This is a genomic window from Chelativorans sp. ZYF759 (assembly GCF_012911015.1).
Taxonomy (GTDB): domain Bacteria; phylum Pseudomonadota; class Alphaproteobacteria; order Rhizobiales; family Rhizobiaceae; genus ZYF759.
Window position 1 is genome coordinate 426125 of the sequence record NZ_WVVV01000001.1, and the last position, 18052, is coordinate 444176.

Here is an 18052-nt window from a genome sequence, read left to right on the forward strand (position 1 = left end):
ATCCCGCCGGCGGCGGCCGGCTCAGTCCTCGGCTTCGGTCGCCACCAGCTTCCAGTTCGGATCGCTGGAGCGGGTGTCGCGCGCGAAAGTCCACACGTCCTTGACCTCGGCCACGGTCTCGGGATCGCCGTCGATCACCTCGCCGGCCGAATTGCGCGTGGCGGAAATGAGCTCGCTGACGATGCGCAGCGTCAGATGTGCCTCGGAACCCTTCATCTCCGCGCCGATGAGGTCGATCTTGTCGATGCCGATGAAGGAAGATTCGATCTTCTCATGCTGCTTCTCGCGATCATCGATCGCGGCGACGAACCCCTCATAAACGTCCTTGGAGAGCAGGTTGCGCAAGGTCTCGCGATCGCCATCGGCATAGGCCATGACGATCATCTCGTAAGCCATCTTCGCGCCCTCGACGAAACCACGCGGTTCGAAGGACGGGTCGGCGTCCTGAATCGCGCGAAGTCCGGCATTCAACTCGCCACCGGCCGGCGCAAAGGAATCGATTGCCGAATAGTCCTGGGGCAGGGGTCCGGCATCGCGGCGCTTGGGCAGCGGCACGACATTGTCACTGGCGGCTTCGCTCGCCGCTTCCTTCTCGCCGGTGCGCCCGGCCGTATAGGGATCGAACGGCGGACGTTCGTGACCCGTGCGGCGGCCCAGCACGTTGCGCAGCTGGTAAAAGATCACCACCGCCGCTACCAGAAAGAAGATTGTGCCAAGATCGAAAAATTCCATATCGTCCGCCAACAGGTCATTCATCGCGCCCGCCGACAAAGACATTCGGAGGCTGCGGAACGGGAGATGCGCCATTTACGCTCGGGACGCATATAGAACGCATCCACTCATCATTCAAATCAAGCCGGATAATTCCTATGTCAAGGATCAACCGGCCGAACTTTGGTCCCACTCCCCTTTCCATATGGTCAATCCAGCGTGAGATTCACTTTCATTCCCTTCCTGCTCCTGGCCGTACCCATGGCCGAGATCGCCGTCTTCGTCATGGTGGGCAGCCAGATCGGCGTGCTTGCCACGTTGGGTCTGGTGGTGGTCACTGCCGTGGCCGGGGCAATTCTCCTGCGTGTCCAGGGCTTCGGCGTGCTGGAGCGTATCCGCCGGACGCTCGAGGCGGACCAGATCCCGGGCCGCGAACTGGTGCATGGCGTGATGATCATGATCGCCGGCATTTTGCTGCTTACGCCGGGTTTCGTGACCGACACCTGCGGTTTCCTGCTCTTCGTCCCCGCGATCCGCGACATCGGCTGGCGTTTCGTGCGCGAGCGCATCGTCGTCCAGACGGTGGGCGCGCGTCATCCCGGTCAGGGGCCGGGACCCAAAACAGGGCCGACGATCGATCTTGACGAGGACGACTATTCCACCAGCCGCAAGGATCCCAACTCCCCCTGGATCGGCAGGAACGACTGAGCCCAGCACGCGTGGCCAAGCTTGTCATGCCCGGCCCACCATGATAGCCAACGCCCCGATCGAACAGGGCCGAACGGCCACACGGAACGAGGAAATCGCCTGATGGCCAAGGAACCAACCGACAGCAACGCCCCCAATGCAGCAGCACCCAATGGCGGTCAGCCCAACCAGGCCCAGCCGACGCTCAACGTGCTCGCGCAGTATGTCAAGGATCTCTCCTTCGAGAATCCCGGCGCACCGAATTCACTCAAGACCCGGGACAAGTCGCCAAACATCAACATCAACGTGAACGTCAACGCCAACCCCATGGTGGACAAGGAATACGACGTCACGCTGGCGCTTAACGCCAAGGCGGAAGTCGACGGCACGGTGCTGTTCAATGTCGAGCTCGTCTATGGCGGTGTGTTCCGGATCGACGGCTTCCCGCAGGAGCACATGCTCCCGATCCTCTTCATCGAGTGCCCGCGCCTGCTCTTCCCCTTCGCGCGCCAGATCGTCGGAGAGGCCACACGCCAGGGCGGCTTCCCGCCGCTGATGATCGATCCGATCGATTTTGCCCAGATGTTCCAGCAGCGCATGGCGCAGGAACAGGCCAAGGCGAAGAGCGGCCCGCAGGTCCAGACCAGCTGATTCGGGCTTCGGCCTACAGGCCCGGTTCGACGACGGACCGGGCCTCTATTTCGCGCCAGAGCGCCTTTTCCCCGAGCTTTGCCACAAGGGCGGCATGCGCCGCCAGTTCCGCCTCGCTCACGCGTGGCTGCAGCGGACGCGTGCGCCTGTAGTCCGCGTGGACCATGACGACCTCGTGGTCGCGATCTCCCGCATCCATGTCCTGCACGTCGAGAACCAGCGCGGCCTGCTTCCCGCCGATCAGCTCGATATAGACTTCCGCGAGCAGTTCGGAATCCAGCAATGCGCCGTGCTTGGTGCGCCGCGAATTGTCGATGCCATAGCGCCGGCACAGCGCGTCGAGGGAATTGGGGCCCATGGGATGCTTGCGTTTGGCGATGGCCAGCGTGTCCACAACGCGATCCGCCGCGATCAAGGGCAGGCCGATGCGCTTCAACTCGGCATTCATGAAGCCCATGTCGAAGGTGGCGTTGTGGGCGACGAGCACCGCGTCGTCGAGAAAAGCCATAAGCTGCGCCACCGTGTCGGCGAAGGCGGGTTTGTCGGCCAGGAACGCGTCGCTCAGTCCGTGAACCGCCAGAGCTTCGGGATGAACAGGGTAGCCCTGCGGATTGAAATAGGCGTGGAAGGTGCGCCCGGTGGGAAACCGGTTCACCAGTTCCACGCCGCCGAACTCGATGATCCGATCGCGGCCGTTATCCAGGCCCGTGGTCTCGGTATCGAAAATGATCTCGCGCATCGAATCGCCTCCTGCGGCGGCCATCCTGTCCCTTTCGGCCTGGTCGGCTCAAGGGGTCAGTGGGCCGATCCCCCGCGCAATTCGGCCAGGATCTCCCGGACACGCTTTCGCGCGGCCTCGATTCCGAGACTCGTGTCGACGAGAAAATCCGCCCGTGCGCGCTTTTGCGCATCCGGAACCTGGCGCGCCAGGATCGCCTCGAACTTTTCCGCCGTCATGCCCGGCCGCGCCAGCACGCGTTCGCGCTGAACATCGGCCGGCGCCGTCACGACGACGATGCGGTCGACGCGGTCGGTGCCGCCCGTCTCGAACAGAAGCGGGATGTCGAGGAGCACGATCTGCTCGCCCCTTTTGCGCGCCGCGTCCAGGAATGCGTCGGCATCCTCGCGCACCAGCGGATGGATGATGGCTTCGAGCCGCCGCAGTTTCTCGGGATGGCCGAGAACCTTCTGAGCGAGGAGAGGCCGGTCCACCGCGCCATCGACAAGGGTGCCGGGAAAGGCGGCCTCGATCAGCGGCGCTGCCGGCCCTGCATAGATCCGGTGCACCGCCTCATCGGAATCGTGAACCGGAACACCCTCCTCGCTGAACATGGCCGCGGTGGTGCTCTTGCCCATGCCGATCGACCCGGTCAGACCCAGAATGATCATGCCGCCGCTCCGAGATCGTCGACGATGATCCGGCGAAGTTCGGCGGTGACGCTCGGCCGGACGCCGAACAGGCGTTCAAACGTGGGAACGGCCTGGTGCAGCAGCATCCCCAGCCCGTCCACGGTGGCAAAGCCCCGTTGCGCGGCGGCGCGCAGAAGCGGTGTCCTGAGCGGGGCGTAGACGATGTCGGCAACCACGGCATTCCGGTCAAGCAGGTCGAATTGGATCTCCGGAAACGCGCTTGCCCCCATGCCGAGAGAGGTGGTGTTTACCAGGAGATCGGTGCCTTCCAGGCATTCTTCCAGACGGTCCCACGTCGCGGGCTGGATGGCGGAACCGAAGCGCTGGGCCAGAGTTTCAGCCCGCGCAAGCGTTCGGTTGACCAGCGCTATCCGGCCGTAGCCGGCGTCGATCAAGGCATGCAGGATCGCGCGGGCGCCGCCGCCGGCTCCCAGCACGCAGGCCTGTTTTCCCGCACGCCAGCCGGCGGCCTGGTCATCGAGATTGGCAGCAAATCCATAGGCGTCTGTATTCGTGGCAAGGAGTTCGCCATTTGCGATCCAGACCATGTTGACGGCCCCGATCGCCTCGGCGGCCGCGTCGCGGTTCCGGATCGCCGCGAAAGCCGCCTCCTTGTGAGGCAGCGTGACATTGCCGCCCGCAAATCCGTTGTCGGCGAGACTGGCCAGGAAGCTTGAGAAGGCGTCGGGCGCCACATCGATGCGCTCATAGCTGCCAGCGATACCGTATTGCTTCAGCCAGTGGCCGTGGATCAGCGGCGAGCGGGAATGGGCGATAGGATGGCCCACGACGAAGGCTCTCGGTCCCGAATCAGCCATCAATCACGCCTTCCTGGCGCAGGAAGGCCAGCAGCGGCAGCAGCGGCAAACCCACGATGGTGAAATGACTGCCTTCGATGCGGTCGAACAGCTGAACGCCTTCTCCCTCCACCTGATAGGCGCCGACCGATGAAAGCGCCCTCGCGCCCACTTTCGCAAGATGCCGGCCCACGAAGGCGGGATCGAGCTTTCTCACCGTCATGCGGGCGGTCGAAACATGGCGCCAGACAGCTGCGCCGTCGCGCGCCGCGACCACGGCGCTGTGAAGTTCGTGCGTCTTGCCAGATAGCGCCAGAAGTCGCCTGCGCGCCGCTTCCATGTCCTCAGGCTTGTGAAGTACCTCGCCATCCAGCGAAAGCGTCTGGTCGCAGCCAATGACGAGCCGGCCCGGATGACGTTCGGACACCTCGATCGCCTTCGCCTCCGCCAGGATCGTCGCAATATCCTCCAGCGCCAGACCGCTGCCCTCGATACCAGCCTCGACTGCGCGTTCATCGATCTCGGGTTTCGCTGTCGCGAACTGGAGTCCGGCACTTTCGAGCATGTCGCGTCGAAACGGACTGGTCGAAGCGAGTATGAACGTTTCCGGCATCTGGCTGTCTCTGTCTTGGTCTCTTGTCAGAATTTCTTGCCGCGCAGGGCGAGGATCGCTGCCGCCGTCTCTTCGATCGAGCGGCGACTCACATCGATGGTGGGCCAGCCGTGCCGCTTGCACAAGGTTCGCGCATAGGTGAGCTCCTGAAGGATCGTCGCGCGATCGACATAGGAACCCCCGTCATAGCCCGCGCCGAGTACCCTGTTCTCACGCACCTGGGAGATGCGCTCCGCCGAAGCGACCAGGCACACGATCAGCGGCTTCTTCGCCGAAAGCAGTGCTTCGGGCAAGGGCACGTCCAGCACGAGCGGGATGTTGGCGGTCTTTATGCCGCGATTGGCCAGATAGATGCTCGTCGGCGTCTTCGAGGTTCTGGAGATGCCGATAAGCACGATGTCGGCCTGGTCGGCGTCGTCGGCGAGTTGCCCGTCATCGTGCTCCATCGTGAAATTCAGCGCCTCGATGCGCCGGAAATACTCCGCGTCGAGTGCGTGCTGGGCCCCGACACGGCGGCCCGCCGGTGTGCCCAGATAGGACTGGAAGACGGCAAGCACCGGCTCGATCACCGACACATAGGGCAGGCCAAGGGCGGCGCAGCGTTCATCGATCTTCTGGGCAAGGTCCTGGTCCACGATCGTGTAGAGAACGATGCCCGGAGCCTCCTCGATATCCTCGAATACCTTCATCAATTGCCGTTCGGTACGGATGAGCGGGTAGATGTGTTCGATGGCCCGTGCGTCCTTGTACTGGGCCGCGGCCGCACGCCCGGCCGCCAATAGGGTCTCGCCCGTCGCGTCCGAAATAAGATGCAGATGGAAGAAGCTTGGGCTGTTCACACGATAATCCCGGGGGGTGTGGGTGACGGTGGATAACTCGGCCTTCGGGTAAGCGCCATTCGCAAGCCAATGTATCAGATGGCGATTCGTCCACAATTCGCGCTGCGGGGAGATGGATTGTGCCCTGTGAAGAATTGTGGGGTCTGGGGTGGTTGACGCCACCGCCCGGGTTTGCGGCGGGAAATGATGTGTTCTCCAGAACTCTGATTCATAAATGTTTTTTGGCTTAATCCCCGCAATTCAGCTTTTCCTTTGCACAGCAGGTCTCAAGCAATATGTTGGCCCGAATGTCAGGCGCTGTTGGGGAGAAAGGGCAACCATCGATTCCAACAGACTCATAGAATCAGAATAAGATTCAATAGGCTCTCTTTTAGTATTTAAGAACGGGATAGAGGTGAGGGATGGCCCCGGAACGGATCATGCTCGATGTGCTCAGGGGCGCCAAGCGAACCCCTCCTCCGATATGGCTGATGCGCCAGGCGGGGCGTTATCTTCCCGAGTATCGCGAGATGCGGAAGACGGCAGGGAGCTTTCTCGACCTTTGCTACAATCCCGATTTTGCGGTGGAGGTGACGCTACAGCCCATCCGACGTTTCGGCTTTGACGCGTCGATTCTCTTTTCCGACATACTGGTCGTACCCCATGCGCTGGGGCGCAAGCTGGAATTCCACGAGGGGCGGGGCCCGATCATGGAGCCAATCGACCTTTCGCAGGTCGACCGGCTCGACGGTGAAGGTTTCCACGAACATCTGGAGCCCGTTTACGAGACCGTCAGGCGGCTGCGTGCCGAACTGCCGGCGGAAACCACGCTACTCGGCTTCTGCGGTGCTCCGTGGACCGTCGCAACCTACATGATAGCGGGTCACGGAACGCCCGATCAGGCACCGGCGCGGCTTGCGACCTTTCGCCAGCCCGCGGAGATGACCCGGCTCCTCGATCTGGTGGCCGAACAATCTGCCGAGTATCTGATCCGCCAGATCGATGCCGGCGCGGATGCGGTCCAGATTTTCGACTCTTGGTCCGGCGTGCTCGATGAAGCGGCTTTTGAAACTTGCTGCATCGAGCCGGTGCGCAAAATTGTCGAACGCGTGCGAGCGGTGCATCCCGACACGCCGATCATCGGCTTTCCCAAGGGGGCGGGAAGCCTCTACGACAGCTATCGCGCGAAGACCGGGGTTACCGCCCTCGGGCTCGACTGGTCGGTTCCGCTGAGCCAGGCGCGCAAGCTCCAGGCCCAGGGTGCGGTGCAGGGCAATCTCGATCCATTGCGGCTGGTTGCCGGCGGCAGGGCGCTTGAGGAAGGTATCGACCGGATTCTGGAAGGTCTCGGCGATGGTCCCTTGATCTTCAATCTCGGTCACGGCATTACGCCTCAGGCGCCGATCGCCCATGTGGAGGCGATGATCGCGCGCGTCCGCAACGCCTCGGGACGCGGCTAGCGCGTCAGGCCGTTATCCGCGAGAAGGTGAGACCGACAATGCGCATCGCGATCCTGGCCGCTTTCGCTGTTTTGGCTGCCGTGGTGTTCGCCATCCTGCCCGATGGCTTCTACCTGTGGGCCAAGGTGATGCACATCGTCTCGGTGATCGCATGGATGGCCGCGATGCTCTATCTGCCGCGGCTCTTCGTCTATCATTCGGAGGCCGGTCCGGGATCACCCCAGGGCGAGACGTTCAAGATCATGGAAAGGCGGCTTTTGCGGGCCATCATGACACCGGCCATGCTCTCGACCTGGTATTTCGGGCTCTGGCTGGCCTGGTCGGGTTTCGGCTTCATGGGCGGCTGGCTGCATGCCAAGATCGCCGCAGTCCTTGTGCTGTCGGGCATGCATGGCTATTTCGCAGGGGCGGTTCGACGGTTCGCCGAGGATCGCGAGACGCGGTCGTCACGGCACTGGCGCGTGCTCAACGAGCTTCCGGCGGTTCTCATGGTCGTCATCGTGATCCTGGTGGTGATCAAACCCTGGTGAGCAGCTGGCGCGCCAAATCATCTTGCGCTGCGCCGAACCTGACGCTAAAAGGCGTCTTTCCCTTCCCGACCGGTGACGCTTTCCTTCCTGGCCGCAGCCGACAGCGCCCGCCACCGCCGATCCTTCACATACCAATCACGCGCCCCGAGGGCAGACCATGCAGGAAATGAAACTCCAGGACCTCAAGAGCAAGAGTCCGACCGACTTGATCGGATTCGCCGAATCGCTCGAGGTCGAGAATGCGAGCATCATGCGCAAGCAGGAGCTCATGTTCGCCATCCTCAAGAAACTCTCGATGCAGGACATCGAGATCATCGGGGAAGGCGTGGTCGAAGTCTTGCAGGACGGGTTCGGCTTCCTTCGCTCGGCGAGCGCCAATTATCTGCCGGGGCCGGACGACATCTACATCTCGCCCTCGCAGATACGCCGATTCTCGCTGAAGACCGGCGATACCGTCGAAGGGCCGATCCGCAGCCCCAAGGATGGCGAGCGCTATTTTGCCCTTCTGAAGGTCAACACGATCAATTTCGACGATCCGGACAAGATCCGGCACAAGATCCATTTCGACAATCTGACGCCGCTCTATCCAGACTCGCGGCTCAAGATGGAGACGGAAAACCCGACCGGCAAGGACCTTTCGGCACGTGTCATCGACCTCGTCGCGCCCCTGGGCAAGGGACAGCGCGGGTTGATCGTGGCGCCGCCCCGCACCGGTAAGACCGTTCTACTGCAGAACATCGCTCATTCTGTCGCGACGAATCACCCGGAAGCCTATCTGATCGTGCTCCTTATCGACGAGCGGCCGGAAGAGGTCACCGACATGCAGCGCTCGGTGAAGGGCGAGGTTGTGTCCTCGACCTTCGACGAACCGGCCGTGCGCCACGTGCAGGTTGCCGAGATGGTTATCGAGAAGGCCAAGCGCCTGGTCGAGCATGGACGCGACGTGGTGATACTGCTCGATTCCATCACCCGTCTCGGGCGCGCCTACAACACGGTCGTGCCGTCCTCGGGCAAGGTGCTCACCGGTGGTGTCGACGCCAACGCGCTGCAGCGGCCCAAGCGCTTCTTCGGTGCGGCCCGCAACATCGAGGAAGGCGGTTCGCTGACCATCATCGCAACCGCGCTGATCGACACAGGCAGCCGCATGGACGAGGTCATCTTCGAGGAGTTCAAGGGTACGGGCAATTCCGAGATCGTGCTCGACCGCAAGGTGGCCGACAAGCGCATCTTCCCTTCGATGGACATCCTGAAATCGGGCACCCGCAAGGAAGACCTGCTGGTTCAGCGCCAGGATCTCCAGAAGATTTTCGTTCTGCGGCGCATCCTGGCCCCCATGGGCACCACGGACGCGATCGAATTCCTCATCGACAAGCTGCGTCAGACGAAGACCAATTCAGACTTCTTCGATTCGATGAACACATAGGCCTGAGCCTTCCGATTCGCAGGCGTAATGAATTCGCCTCGATTCGGATGTGAAACGATGTCGGGCTCACCGAGGGCCCAACAGCCATGACGTCTCGCGACACCATCTTTGCGCTTTCCAGCGGCAGCCTCCCTTCGGGCGTGGCGGTAATCCGCCTGTCGGGTCCGGGGACCGAGGCCGCCTTGAAAGCGCTGGCGGGATCGCTGCCGCCCCCGCGGCAGCTCGCCCTGAGAACCCTGACCGCTCCCGACGGTGATTTTCTGGACCGTGGCCTCGTTGTCTGCTTCCCCGGCCCGTTGAGCTTTACCGGTGAGGATTGTGGCGAAGTTCACGTCCACGGCGGACGCGCCGTCGTCGCCGCTATTCTCAAAACCCTGGTTGACATGCACGGCCTGAGGCCGGCGGAGGCGGGCGAGTTCACCCGACGCGCGTTCCTCCACGGGAAGCTCGATCTCACGCGTGCGGAAGGCCTTGCCGATCTTATCGAGGCGGAAACGGAAACCGAAAGACGGCTTGCCGCGGCCACCAGCGGCGGCGTGCTCGAGGGCCTCTACTCGCAATGGCGCCGCCAATTGATCGAAGCCCGCGCCATGCTCGAGGCCGACCTCGACTTCTCGGACGAATCGGATGTTCCGGGCAGCGTCGCTGACCAGGCTGGGCCACGGATTTCGGCGATGCTGCAGGATATTCGCCGGCATATCTCCGGCTTTCGGGCGGCGGAAATGATCCGTGACGGGTATCGCGTCGTGATTCTTGGGGCGCCGAACGCGGGCAAGTCTTCTCTGCTCAACAAGCTGGCAGGACGGGAGGCGGCGATCGTCACCGACATACCGGGCACGACCCGCGATGTCATTCAGGTTACGCTGGATCTGGGCGGCTATCGTGTCCATCTGAGCGACACGGCCGGTATCCGGCACAGCGAAGACGCAGTCGAACAACTCGGTGTGGCCAAGGCAAGAGAGCGCGCGGGCCAGGCCGATCTGCTCCTTCTGCTCAGCGACGGGCTGACACCGATGCCCGAGGTGACCTCCGCGGCGCCTGCCATCTCGGTACGCACAAAGATCGATGCCCGCCCGCAGATAGGCGGCAGCGCGTTCGACCACGCGATTTCCGTGGTTAACGGGCGAGGTATTGAAGCCCTGGTGGAGGAGATCAGCAAAAGGGCTGCCCTGACGATGGATGTCGGCGACCGTGCCGTTCCTACCCGCCAGAGACATGTCGATCTGCTCAACCGCTGTGCCGGCGCACTGGAACGCGCGTTGAGACTCGAATCAGATCAGACGGAACTGGTCGCCGAGGAACTGCGGCACGCTGCGGACGCGCTGGGGCGGATCACGGGCGCGATCGATGTGGAGGACGTCCTGAGCTCGATCTTCTCGAGCTTCTGCATCGGAAAATGATTCACGTGAAACATGGATCAGTGTAGGAGAAGTCGCCAGACCGGTTTCACGTGAAACCATGAGACAAAGAGAAATGCCTTACAGCTACGACGTCATAGTCATCGGAGGCGGACATGCGGGTTGCGAAGCCGCCTCCGCTGCTGCGCGCATGGGCGCCCGCACCGCCCTGATCACGCTTTCCGTCGAGACCATCGGGGCCATGTCGTGTAATCCCGCCATTGGCGGGCTCGGCAAGGGCCATCTCGTTCGCGAGATCGACGCCCTCGACGGCCTGATGGGCCGCGTGGCGGACGCCGCTGGCATCCAGTTCCGGCTCCTCAATCGCCGGAAAGGACCGGCAGTGCGCGGTCCCCGTACGCAGGCCGATCGAAAGCTCTACAAGAAGGCCATGCAGGATGCACTTTCCGCCCAAAAGGGGCTGGCTATCCTCGAAGGCGAGGTGTCAGATCTGCGGGTGGTTGGGGGATCGATCGCGGGCGTTCTTCTTGCCGATGGACGAGAACTTTCGTGCGGGGCCGTCGTGCTGACCACCGGTACGTTTCTCCGGGGTCTCATTCACATCGGCGATCGCACGATCGTCGCGGGCCGGATGAACGAACCCGCGAGTACAGGTCTGTCGAGGACGCTCGCCAGCCTCGGACTCGAAATGGGGCGACTGAAGACCGGCACGCCGCCACGGCTGGACGGCAGGTCCATCAATTGGGCGTCGCTCGAGATGCAGTCCGCCGACGAGGACCCGAGCCCCTTCTCCCTCCTGACGGATCGCATCACCAACCCGCAGATCCAGTGCGGTATTACCCGCACCACCGCGGCCACACATGCGGTGATCGAAGAAAATCTCGGCCGCTCCGCCATGTATTCCGGCGCCATAGAGGGCATAGGCCCACGTTACTGTCCGTCGATCGAGGACAAGATCGTCAGGTTCAAGGATCGTGACAGCCATCAGATCTTTCTCGAACCGGAGGGGCTGGATGACGATACTGTTTATCCCAATGGCATATCCACGTCGCTTCCTGAAGATGTCCAGGCCGCATTCATCGCCACCATGCCCGGGCTGGAGCGGGCGCGCATCCTCCAGCCGGGCTATGCGATCGAATATGATCATGTCGATCCGCGCGAGCTGACGCAGGGACTGGAGGTCAAGCGGCTGCAGGGCCTGTTCCTGGCCGGCCAGATCAACGGGACCACGGGCTATGAGGAGGCTGCTGCGCAGGGCCTGATGGCGGGATTGAATGCCGGCCGCCGTGCCGCCGGTATGGATGCGGTCGTGCTCGGGCGCGCCGATGCCTATATCGGCGTGATGATCGACGACCTCACCACCCGTGGCGTTGCCGAGCCTTATCGGATGTTCACATCAAGGGCCGAGTTCCGGCTGTCGTTGCGCGCGGATAATGCGGACCTTCGGCTAACCCCGAAAGCTGCGGAGTGGGGCCTTGCGTCCGCCGTAAGATGCGCGGCATTCACCCGACTGGCCGATCAACTCCAGGAAGCCCGCGTTCTGGCCGAAGAATACTCGTTGACACCCAGCCAGGCCGCGCGTCACGGCATCATGCTCGCGATGGACGGCAATCGCCGCACGGCGTTCCAGCTTTTGTCTGACCCGGCAATGGATGTGGCACGACTTGCGGGAATCTGGCCCGAGTTTTCACGAATCGGCGGACGGACCGCCGAATTGCTCGAGACGGAGGCACGCTACGCGGTCTATATGGATCGGCAAGCTTCGGATATTGCAGTGCTGCGAAAGGAAGCACAGCTCTCAATCCCGTCAGATTTCGAATATGAGGGTATTCCCGGGCTCTCGCGCGAGTTGACGGATAAGCTCCGGCGGGTTCGGCCCGCGTCGATCGCGGTGGCGCAGCGCATAGACGGGATGACCCCGGCGGCGTTGGCGATCATTATCGCGCGCATTCAGAACGCTGGCTCGCTTTCTCAGCGAGGTGCCGTGTGAAATCGGACATGACGGGGCTTCACGCGCTGGTCGGCCCCGTTTCACGTGAAACAGAATCCAGACTCATCCGCTACGGCGAGTTGCTGGAGCGATGGACGCGCTCGTCGAACCTGATCGCACCCTCCACGATCGAGGATCTCTGGAACCGGCATATACTCGACAGTGCACAGCTCGTCGCCATCAAGCCGGACGCGAGGCGCTGGCTTGATTTGGGCTCAGGGGGCGGACTGCCAGGACTCGTAATTGCCATCCTTCTGGCCGACCAAGCCCATGCCCATGTCGACCTCGTCGAAAGCAACTCGAAAAAGGCGGCTTTTCTCACCACTACTGCCGCGGAACTCGATCTGCCGGTCGCGGTCCACCGTATGCGCATCGAGGAGGCGCCAGCCCACGTCCATGGGCCCGAAATCGTCACCGCCCGCGCCCTGACCGCCCTGACCGCGCTTCTCGGGCTCTCCCGGCCCTGGCTTGATCAAGGCGCTGTCGGTCTCTTTCACAAAGGCAGAGACTTCGTTGGAGAACTTGCCAAAAGCCGTGACGCGTGGGCATTTCAGCTGATAGAACATCAAAGTGCAGTCGATCGGGATTCGCGGATTCTGGAAATTTTCGAGCTGCGACCCAGGTGAACAACCAGGCTGATGCGATGCAGGAAACACTCCGAAGAGTACCCGACATGACAGGCGCGCCCCGGATCATCACCGTTGCCAACCAGAAGGGCGGCGTCGGCAAGACCACCACCGCCATCAATCTTGCGACCGCGCTCGCGGCGATCGGCGAAAAAGTCCTGATCATCGATCTTGACCCGCAGGGCAATGCGAGCACCGGCCTGGGTATCGACCGTCACGCGCGCGAGACATCCTCCTACGACCTTCTGACCGGCGCGGCCGGCCTGGAGGCTGCAGCCGTCAAGACTGCCGTTCCGGGCCTGTCCATCGTCCCTTCCACGCTCGATCTCCTCGGTCTCGAGATGGAGATTGCCTCCGCGCCGGATCGCGTGCTGCGGCTGCGCAAGTCGCTGGGCGGTGACGAGGGCGCCCAATATGGATATGTTCTGATCGATTGCCCGCCATCGCTCAACCTGCTCACCCTCAATGCCATGGCCGCGGCGGATTCGGTCCTGGTGCCGCTTCAGTGCGAGTTCTTCGCGCTCGAAGGTCTCAGCCAGCTTCTCCAGACGGTCGAGCAGATACGGGCAACGATCAATCCCGAGCTGACCATCCAGGGTATCGTGCTGACGATGTTCGACGGCCGCAACAATCTGGCCAACCAGGTCGTGGAGGATGTTCGCGCCCATATGGGCGAGGCGGTCTACGAGACCGTCATCCCCCGCAACGTCCGTGTTTCGGAGGCGCCTTCCTACGGCAAGCCGGCGATTCTCTATGATCTAAAATGCAGCGGCAGCCAGGCCTACCTCCAGCTTGCCTCTGAAGTGATTCGGCGCGAGCGTCGGCTGCGCGCGGCCTGATTCGCCAGATCGGCGCCGTACAAGGAGTGAGTATGAACCAGGATCCATCCCGCAAGCGTCTGGGGCGCGGTTTGGCCGCGTTGATCGGTGAAATGGACAAGCCCGTCGAGCAGGCCAAAGAGCCGGCAGTCGGTGCCGACGGTCGTCTTCCCGTGGAGCTGATCGATCCCAATCCGCGCAATCCCCGCCGCGCCTTCGCCGAAGAAGATCTGACCGATCTCACCCAATCGATCCGAGAGCACGGTATCGTCCAACCCGTGGTGGTTCGCCCGTCCAGCAAGGGCGATGGCCGGCATGAGATCATCGCCGGTGAGCGGCGCTGGCGTGCGGCCCAACGCGCCGGTCTGGCGGAAGTCCCGGTCATCATCCGCGACGTCAGCGATCGGGTCGCTCTTGAGCTTGCAATCGTGGAGAATGTCCAGCGCGCGGACCTCAATCCGATCGAGGAAGCCGCTGGCTATCAGCAGCTCATCGACGAGCACAGCTATACGCAATCCGATCTCGGCCAAGTTATCGGCAAGAGCCGTAGCCATGTGGCCAATACGCTTCGGCTGTTGAAGCTTCCGGACGGCATCAAGGACATGCTTGTCGACGGCGCGCTCTCGGCCGGCCATGCCCGCGCGCTGGTCACCGCCAAGGATCCCACGTCGCTTGCCCAGCGGATCGTTGACGGCAGTCTTTCGGTGCGACAGGCCGAGGCCCTGGCTCAGCAGCCGGATACCGGTGAGCGAAGCGGCGGCGCTGCCTCGCCGCGACCCGACAAGGATGCCGATACGCTGGCGCTCGAGAAGATGCTGTCCGATGCGACCGGCGTCCACGTGGCAATCAACCACAAGAGCCGCGGCGGCGAGATCAGGATTGCCTATAAATCGCTGGAGCAGCTCGATGAGCTCTGTCGCCGGCTACAACGCGGCTGACGCTGCGCTGGCAAGCGGGAAGAAGCTTCTGTAAACCATAATCCAAACCGTGAGCCCGCCGGAGACCGGCTGTAACGGCTTTTTGCCGGTATTTGAGTCTAATACTCGGGTTCATGAGCGACAGAGGATGCGGACAGACACCGCCCGCCCGCCTTGGGGATGATGACATGACACGACGCTATTTCGGCACCGATGGCATTCGGGGCCAAGCCAACGCTTTCCCGATGACCGCCGACATCGCCATGAAGGTCGGCATGGCCGCCGGCATGTCCTTTCAGCGTGGCAGCCACCGCCACCGGGTCGTTCTCGGCAAGGATACGCGGCTTTCGGGCTATATGATCGAAAATGCGATGGTGGCCGGGTTCTGCGCCTCGGGCATGGACGTGTTCCTGCTGGGGCCGATCCCCACGCCGGCCGTGGCCATGCTCGTGCGCTCGTTGCGGGCCGATATCGGCGTCATGATCTCGGCCTCGCATAACCCGTTTTACGATAATGGAATCAAGCTCTTCGGTCCTGATGGCTACAAGCTTTCGGATCAGATCGAGCGGCGCATCGAGGCCATCATCGATGGCGGGGTGGACATCAAGCTGGCGGATTCGTCCTCGCTCGGGCGCGCCAAGCGTGTTGATGGCGTGCATGACCGCTACATCGAATTCGCCAAGCGCACCTTGCCGCGCGCCCTGTCATTCTCCGGCCTGCGCATTGTGATCGATTGCGCCAATGGCGCCGCCTACAAGGTCGCGCCGGCCGCCCTATGGGAGCTTGGCGCCGAGGTCATCACCATCGGCGACGAACCCAACGGCCTCAACATCAACGATGGCTGCGGATCGACCAATGTCGACGCCCTCAAGCGCAAGGTGCTGGAGGTGCGCGCCGACATCGGCATCGCGCTCGATGGCGACGCCGATCGCGTGGTGCTGGTCGATGAAAAGGGCCGTACGATCGACGGCGACCAGGTGATGGCGGTGATCGGCGAAGCCTGGCATCGCGCCGGCCGCCTTGCCGGAGACGGCATCGTGGCCACCGTGATGTCCAATCTCGGGCTGGAACGCTTCATCAAGGGGCTGGGCCTGGAGCTTCATCGCACCAAGGTCGGCGACCGATACGTGGTGGAGCACATGCGCGCCCACGGGCTCAATGTCGGCGGCGAGCAGTCGGGCCATGTCGTCCTGTCGGACTACTCGACCACGGGCGACGGCCTGGTCTCGGCGCTGCAGGTACTCGCCTGCATCAAGCGCGCCAACCGCCCGGCAAGCGAGGTCTTGAGCTGCTTCGAAGCCGTGCCCCAGCTGCTGCGCAACGTGAAGTTCACGGGCCCCTCCCCGCTGGAAGACCAGCACGTCAAGCAGGCGATAGAGGATGCCAAATCCATGCTTGGCCACTCGGGACGACTGGTCATCCGTCCGTCCGGCACGGAGCCGCTGATCCGTGTGATGGCCGAAGCCGACGATGAGGCGACCGTGAAGAAGGTGGTCGACGGCATCGTGACGGTGATCTCGAACGCGCGCACGGCTGCCTGATCGCGGCTTTACCTGGATACGAACGAAAACGGCCGGTCAGCGAACTGACCGGCCGCATCGTGTTCTGCAGCTAGCGAAATCGGTCCTCAGTTCCCGATGTCGAAACGCAGCGGCTTGGCCGAGTCGATCTTCGGATTGGCACGCAGCTCCTCGAGCACATCGGGGGGGAACGGCGCATCGAGATACAGCAAGGCAATCGCATCGCCGCCGGGCCGATTGCGGCCAAGCTGGAAATTCGCGATGTTGACGTCGTTCTTGCCGCAGATGCTGCCGAGCAGGCCGATGATGCCGGGCGCATCGGGATTGGTGGTGTAAAGCATGTGCTCACCCACTTCCGCATCCAGATTGATGCCCTTGATCTGGATGAAGCGCGGTTTGCCGTCCGAAAAGCAGGTGCCTGCAATCGTCCGGGTGCGGTTGGCAGTCTTCACCGTCAGCCGGATATACCCGTCGAAGACGCCGGACTTGTCCCGCTTGACCTCCGAGAGGATGATGCCGCGTTCCTTGGCCATGATCGGGGCCGACACCATGTTGACATCCGCCACCTGAGGCCGGATCAGCCCGGCAAGCGTGGCGCTAACCAGCGCGCGCGTATTCATGGCCGCCGTCGCGCCGTCGAAGAGGATCTCGACCTCCTGCATGGCTTCTTCGGTGACCTGGCCCACAAAGGTGCCGAGAACTTCGGCCAGCTTGATGAAGGGCTTGAGACGGGGCGCTTCTTCCGCCGTGATGGACGGCATGTTGATGGCGTTGCTGACCGCGCCTTTCACCAGATAATCCGACATCTGTTCGGCGATCTGAATGGCGACGTTCTCCTGCGCCTCGGAGGTCGAAGCGCCCAGATGCGGCGTGCAAACCACGTTGGGCATGTCGAAGAGTTCGTTCTCGGTCGCCGGCTCCACCTCGAAGACGTCGATGCCAGCACCGGCCACCTTGCCGGACTTCAGCCCCGCAACCAGTGCCTTCTCGTCAATCAGCCCGCCCCGCGCGCAATTGATGATGCGCACGCCGTCCTTCATGGTGGCGATCGCTTCGGCACTGATGATGTTGCGCGTGCGGTCGGTCAGCGGCGTGTGGAGAGAGATGAAATCCGCGCGGGCGAAGAGTTCCTCCAGCTCGACTTTCTCGACGCCCAACTCAGAGGCGCGCGCTTCCGAGAGGAAAGGATCGAAGGCCACGACATGCATCTTGAGGCCGACGCCGCGCATGGCAACGATCGATCCGATATTGCCGCAACCGATCACCCCGAGCGTCTTGCCGGTGATCTCGACGCCCATGAAGCGGTTCTTCTCCCATTTTCCGGCATGGGTAGAGGCGTTGGCCTCCGGGATCTGGCGCGCAACCGCAAACATCAGAGCCACCGCATGTTCGGCGGTCGTGATCGAATTGCCGAAGGGCGTGTTCATCACGATGATACCGCGGCGCGAGGCGGCCGGAATGTCGACATTGTCGACGCCGATACCGGCGCGACCGACGACCTTGAGATTGTCGGCGGCGGCAATCAGCTTCTCGGTGACCTTGGTCGCCGAGCGGATGGCAAGACCGTCATACTGGCCGATGGCGGCCAGGAGAGCCTCCTTGTCCTTGCCGAGTTCGGGCAGATAATCGACCTCGACGCCACGATCCTTGAAAATCTGGACGGCGGTGGGCGAAAGCTTGTCGGAAACGAGTACGCGGGGCATGGTGATCCCTCGATTGAATG

General features: G+C 62.7%; 18 protein-coding genes. 11 read left to right on the forward strand and 7 right to left on the reverse strand.

Annotation, left to right across the window (positions count from 1 at the left end; translation table 11 throughout):
• Positions 1-21: 21 nt before the first annotated feature.
• Complete coding sequence (locus tag GRZ55_RS01800) at positions 22-732, reverse strand: Tim44/TimA family putative adaptor protein (RefSeq protein ID WP_169285556.1); 711 nt, start codon at positions 730-732, stop codon at positions 22-24.
• A gap of 198 nt (positions 733-930) precedes the next feature.
• Between GRZ55_RS01800 and GRZ55_RS01805 the strand changes: the two genes are divergently transcribed.
• Positions 931-1419 (forward strand): FxsA family protein, encoded by a 489-nt coding sequence (locus tag GRZ55_RS01805; RefSeq protein WP_169285165.1) that lies wholly within the window; start codon positions 931-933, stop codon positions 1417-1419.
• A 102-nt stretch (positions 1420-1521) separates the two neighbouring features.
• A complete protein-coding gene (secB, locus tag GRZ55_RS01810) occupies positions 1522-2049 on the forward strand; it encodes a protein-export chaperone SecB (RefSeq protein ID WP_169285166.1) in 528 nt (175 codons plus the stop codon).
• 13 nt (positions 2050-2062) lie between these two features.
• Here secB and dnaQ read toward each other — a convergent pair whose 3' ends face one another.
• The 5 genes from dnaQ to GRZ55_RS01835 are packed head-to-tail and all read right to left on the reverse strand — an operon-like array spanning position 2063 to position 5708.
• A complete protein-coding gene (gene dnaQ, locus GRZ55_RS01815) occupies positions 2063-2788 on the reverse strand; it encodes a DNA polymerase III subunit epsilon (protein ID WP_169285167.1) in 726 nt (241 codons plus the stop codon).
• Between the two features lie 56 nt (positions 2789-2844).
• Positions 2845-3438 carry a dephospho-CoA kinase gene (gene coaE / locus GRZ55_RS01820; RefSeq protein ID WP_169285168.1) on the reverse strand — a complete coding sequence of 198 codons (594 nt, stop codon included), beginning with the start codon at positions 3436-3438 and terminating at the stop codon, positions 2845-2847.
• Positions 3435-4277 carry a shikimate dehydrogenase gene (locus tag GRZ55_RS01825; RefSeq protein WP_169285169.1) on the reverse strand — a complete coding sequence of 281 codons (843 nt, stop codon included), beginning with the start codon at positions 4275-4277 and terminating at the stop codon, positions 3435-3437. Before GRZ55_RS01825 ends, coaE begins: the two co-directional genes overlap by 4 nt.
• Positions 4270-4869, reverse strand: coding sequence for a Maf-like protein (locus tag GRZ55_RS01830; protein WP_169285170.1), 600 nt, complete (start codon positions 4867-4869; stop codon positions 4270-4272). The genes GRZ55_RS01825 and GRZ55_RS01830 overlap by 8 nt, the downstream gene beginning before the upstream one ends.
• A gap of 26 nt (positions 4870-4895) precedes the next feature.
• Entirely contained in the window at positions 4896-5708 is an 813-nt protein-coding gene (locus GRZ55_RS01835) for a pyruvate, water dikinase regulatory protein (RefSeq protein WP_169285171.1), read from the reverse strand.
• Between the two features lie 401 nt (positions 5709-6109).
• Between GRZ55_RS01835 and hemE the strand changes: the two genes are divergently transcribed.
• The 9 genes from hemE to glmM all read left to right on the forward strand — a co-directional run bounded on the left by hemE (position 6110) and on the right by glmM (position 16350).
• Positions 6110-7147 (forward strand): uroporphyrinogen decarboxylase, encoded by a 1038-nt coding sequence (hemE, locus tag GRZ55_RS01840; RefSeq protein ID WP_169285172.1) that lies wholly within the window; start codon positions 6110-6112, stop codon positions 7145-7147.
• A 38-nt stretch (positions 7148-7185) separates the two neighbouring features.
• Complete coding sequence (gene hemJ / locus GRZ55_RS01845; RefSeq protein ID WP_169285173.1) at positions 7186-7677, forward strand: protoporphyrinogen oxidase HemJ; 492 nt, start codon at positions 7186-7188, stop codon at positions 7675-7677.
• Between the two features lie 157 nt (positions 7678-7834).
• Positions 7835-9100 carry a transcription termination factor Rho gene (gene rho / locus GRZ55_RS01850; RefSeq protein ID WP_210257176.1) on the forward strand — a complete coding sequence of 422 codons (1266 nt, stop codon included), beginning with the start codon at positions 7835-7837 and terminating at the stop codon, positions 9098-9100.
• 86 nt (positions 9101-9186) lie between these two features.
• Complete coding sequence (gene mnmE / locus GRZ55_RS01855; RefSeq protein WP_169285174.1) at positions 9187-10500, forward strand: tRNA uridine-5-carboxymethylaminomethyl(34) synthesis GTPase MnmE; 1314 nt, start codon at positions 9187-9189, stop codon at positions 10498-10500.
• A 73-nt stretch (positions 10501-10573) separates the two neighbouring features.
• Entirely contained in the window at positions 10574-12448 is a 1875-nt protein-coding gene (mnmG, locus tag GRZ55_RS01860) for a tRNA uridine-5-carboxymethylaminomethyl(34) synthesis enzyme MnmG (RefSeq protein ID WP_169285175.1), read from the forward strand.
• Between the two features lie 8 nt (positions 12449-12456).
• Positions 12457-13074: a 16S rRNA (guanine(527)-N(7))-methyltransferase RsmG gene (rsmG, locus tag GRZ55_RS01865; protein ID WP_169285176.1), complete on the forward strand. Its 618-nt coding sequence runs from the start codon at positions 12457-12459 to the stop codon at positions 13072-13074.
• A 47-nt stretch (positions 13075-13121) separates the two neighbouring features.
• Positions 13122-13913, forward strand: coding sequence for a ParA family protein (locus GRZ55_RS01870; protein WP_210257177.1), 792 nt, complete (start codon positions 13122-13124; stop codon positions 13911-13913).
• A gap of 32 nt (positions 13914-13945) precedes the next feature.
• Positions 13946-14830, forward strand: a complete 885-nt coding sequence (locus tag GRZ55_RS01875; protein ID WP_169285178.1) for a ParB/RepB/Spo0J family partition protein — start codon at positions 13946-13948, stop codon at positions 14828-14830.
• Between the two features lie 167 nt (positions 14831-14997).
• Complete coding sequence (gene glmM, locus GRZ55_RS01880; protein WP_169285179.1) at positions 14998-16350, forward strand: phosphoglucosamine mutase; 1353 nt, start codon at positions 14998-15000, stop codon at positions 16348-16350.
• An 86-nt stretch (positions 16351-16436) separates the two neighbouring features.
• Here the strand turns inward: glmM and serA are convergent, their stop codons facing one another.
• Positions 16437-18032, reverse strand: coding sequence for a phosphoglycerate dehydrogenase (serA, locus tag GRZ55_RS01885; protein WP_169285180.1), 1596 nt, complete (start codon positions 18030-18032; stop codon positions 16437-16439).
• Positions 18033-18052: the final 20 nt, after the last annotated feature.

What these genes read in the sequence shown, in the direction of transcription:
- rsmG (WP_169285176.1), top strand. Translation starts at nt 12,457, where the DNA reads ATGACGGGGCTTCACGCGCTGGTCGGCCCCGTTTCACGTGAAACAGAA.
- GRZ55_RS01875 (WP_169285178.1), top strand. Translation starts at nt 13,946, where the DNA reads ATGAACCAGGATCCATCCCGCAAGCGTCTGGGGCGCGGTTTGGCCGCG.
- secB (WP_169285166.1), top strand. Translation starts at nt 1,522, where the DNA reads ATGGCCAAGGAACCAACCGACAGCAACGCCCCCAATGCAGCAGCACCC.
- GRZ55_RS01800 (WP_169285556.1), bottom strand. Translation starts at nt 732, where the DNA reads ATGGAATTTTTCGATCTTGGCACAATCTTCTTTCTGGTAGCGGCGGTG.
- hemJ (WP_169285173.1), top strand. Translation starts at nt 7,186, where the DNA reads ATGCGCATCGCGATCCTGGCCGCTTTCGCTGTTTTGGCTGCCGTGGTG.
- GRZ55_RS01830 (WP_169285170.1), bottom strand. Translation starts at nt 4,869, where the DNA reads ATGCCGGAAACGTTCATACTCGCTTCGACCAGTCCGTTTCGACGCGAC.
- glmM (WP_169285179.1), top strand. Translation starts at nt 14,998, where the DNA reads ATGACACGACGCTATTTCGGCACCGATGGCATTCGGGGCCAAGCCAAC.
- coaE (WP_169285168.1), bottom strand. Translation starts at nt 3,438, where the DNA reads ATGATCATTCTGGGTCTGACCGGGTCGATCGGCATGGGCAAGAGCACC.
- hemE (WP_169285172.1), top strand. Translation starts at nt 6,110, where the DNA reads ATGGCCCCGGAACGGATCATGCTCGATGTGCTCAGGGGCGCCAAGCGA.
- serA (WP_169285180.1), bottom strand. Translation starts at nt 18,032, where the DNA reads ATGCCCCGCGTACTCGTTTCCGACAAGCTTTCGCCCACCGCCGTCCAG.
- mnmE (WP_169285174.1), top strand. Translation starts at nt 9,187, where the DNA reads ATGACGTCTCGCGACACCATCTTTGCGCTTTCCAGCGGCAGCCTCCCT.
- mnmG (WP_169285175.1), top strand. Translation starts at nt 10,574, where the DNA reads ATGCCTTACAGCTACGACGTCATAGTCATCGGAGGCGGACATGCGGGT.
- GRZ55_RS01870 (WP_210257177.1), top strand. Translation starts at nt 13,122, where the DNA reads ATGACAGGCGCGCCCCGGATCATCACCGTTGCCAACCAGAAGGGCGGC.
- dnaQ (WP_169285167.1), bottom strand. Translation starts at nt 2,788, where the DNA reads ATGCGCGAGATCATTTTCGATACCGAGACCACGGGCCTGGATAACGGC.
- rho (WP_210257176.1), top strand. Translation starts at nt 7,835, where the DNA reads ATGCAGGAAATGAAACTCCAGGACCTCAAGAGCAAGAGTCCGACCGAC.
- GRZ55_RS01825 (WP_169285169.1), bottom strand. Translation starts at nt 4,277, where the DNA reads ATGGCTGATTCGGGACCGAGAGCCTTCGTCGTGGGCCATCCTATCGCC.